The organism is Modestobacter excelsi (assembly GCF_005930495.1).
GTDB classification, from domain to species: domain Bacteria; phylum Actinomycetota; class Actinomycetes; order Mycobacteriales; family Geodermatophilaceae; genus Modestobacter; species Modestobacter excelsi.
In genome coordinates this window covers 1-2,071 of the sequence record NZ_SJEX01000157.1, presented here as the reverse complement: position 1 = coordinate 2,071, position 2,071 = coordinate 1, and the positions used below count along the sequence as shown (strand labels likewise).

At 73.7% G+C, this 2,071-nt stretch carries 2 protein-coding genes; both read right to left on the bottom strand.

Going from position 1 to position 2,071, the window contains the following annotated elements:
* The coding region (gene pknB, locus FHL80_RS25020; RefSeq protein WP_216871046.1) for a Stk1 family PASTA domain-containing Ser/Thr kinase at nt 1–1,727 on the bottom strand (1,727 nt) is incomplete at its 3' end.
* Nucleotides 1,728–1,883: 156 nt separating this feature from the next.
* A partial coding sequence (locus tag FHL80_RS25910) for a hypothetical protein (RefSeq protein ID WP_216871045.1) occupies nt 1,884–2,071 on the bottom strand: 188 nt, incomplete at its 5' end.

The window sequence follows — 2,071 nt, the reverse complement described above, 5'->3', positions numbered from 1 at the left end:
GTCGCGGGGGTCGTCGGGGTGGTCGGGGTGGTCGGCGCCTCGCTCGGGATCGGGACGGCGATCAGCAGCGTGATCACGTCGCCCTCGGCGACCGCGGCCCGCGGGCCGGGGTCGGAGTTCACCACGTTGCCGGCGGCCACGGCGTCGCTCTCCGCGTTCGTGGACTCGATGTTGCCGTTGTCGATGCCGGCTGCGACGAGCTGCTCGCGGGCCGCGGACTCGGTCAGCCCGCGCACGTCCGGGAGCTCGATCGACCCGGTGGAGACGCGGAGCGTGATCCGGGTGTCGGGCGCCGCCTGCGAGCCCGCGGCCGGGTCGACGGAGATGACCTGGCCCTCGGGTGCGAGCGAGCGCTCCTGCTGGGTGCTGATGCTGCCGGTGAACCCGGCGCCCTCGAGCGCGCTCATCGCGGCGTCCTGGTCCTGACCGACGACGTCGGGCACGGCGATGGTGTTGGGCCCGCCACCGATCACCAGGCGGACCGGCGCCTGCGGGTCGGCCTTCTCACCGGACGCCGGGTCGGAGCTGAGGACGGTGTCCCTCTGCTCCTCGGTGCTCGCCTCCCGGCTGATCGTGCCGACGGTGAGCCCGGCCCCGGTGATCGCCGCCGTCGCCTCGTCCTGGGTCTTGCCGGTCAGGTCCGGCACGGTGACCTGGGTGGCGGCCGGCGGGGCGTCGTCGCCGCTGCCGCCGGTCAGCGCCAGCGCGATGGCGATGACCCCGCCGATCAGCACGAGGGCACCGACCACCAGGGCGATGACCCGGTTCCGCTTGCGCTTCTGCGCGGCCTGGTCGTCCCAGCCGCCGCCGTGGCCCAGCCCTCCCGAGGCCGCGCCGATGATCGTGGTCTTCTCGGCGTCGCTCATCACCGGCGTCGCCTCGACCCGCTGACCGGCGACGGCGCGGAGCAGGTCCGCGCGCATGTCGGCGGCCGACTGGTAGCGGTTGGCCGGGTTCTTGCTCATCGCCTTGAGCAGGATGGCGTCGAGCTCCGGCGGGATCGCCGGGTTGATCGACGACGGTGTCCTCGGGTCCTCGCGCACGTGCTGGTAGGCGACGGCCACCGGCGAGTCACCGGTGAACGGCGGGGTTCCGGTGACCAGCTCGTAGAGCAGGCAGCCGGCCGAGTAGACGTCGGAGCGGGCGTCGACGCCCTCGCCGCGGGCCTGCTCGGGGGAGAGGTACTGCGCGGTGCCGATGACGGCTGCGGTGGAGGTCATCGTCGCGGCCGAGTCGGAGACGGCCCGGGCGATGCCGAAGTCCATCACCTTGACGGTGCCCTGCGGGGTGATCATGACGTTCCCGGGCTTCACGTCCCGGTGCACGATGCCGTTGCGGTGGCTGAAGTCCAGGGCCGCGCAGATGTCCGCGGTCAGCGACATGGCACGGTCGGGGGAGAGCGGGCCCTCCCGCCGGAGGACGTCGCGCAGCGTCTCGCCCTCGACGTACTCCATGACGATGTACGGGGTGGCCCCCGCGGGCCCGCGGTCCTCACCGGTGTCGTAGACCGCCACGATGGCCGGGTGGTTCAGCGAGGCGGCGGCCTGCGCCTCCCGGCGGAACCGCACCTGGGAGGACGGGTCGCGGGCGAGGTCCTGCCGCAGCACCTTGACCGCTACCTCGCGACCGAGCCGCAGGTCCCGCCCGCGGTGCACCTCCGCCATCCCGCCACGGCCGAGCACCCCGCCGATCTCATAGCGCTCACCGAGCACTGAGGGGGTGGTCATCGGGGGTCCTCTCCGGCGAGCGGGTGCGCGGTACGCGGCTCCGGTCGGGGCACGACGCGGGTCGCCACGCCGTCGCGGAGCCTAATCGCTGGCCCAGCCCCGACCGGTGCGACGCGAGTGCTGCGGTACCGGTGGGTCACCGGGTGCCCAGGGTGCTCACGGCGTTGCAGCCGCGTCGTTCACGATCCCCTGCGAGCTGCTCGCCGGCGTCGACGTCGCTGCGACCGAGGTCTCGGCGGCGGAACTCGACGTCGGGGTGGTGGTGGTCGCCGGGGCGTTCGTCTCGGTGTCGTCGGGAAGGGGAGGCACGACGACCGGTGGGTTGGTGCTGGTCCGGGTGGGGC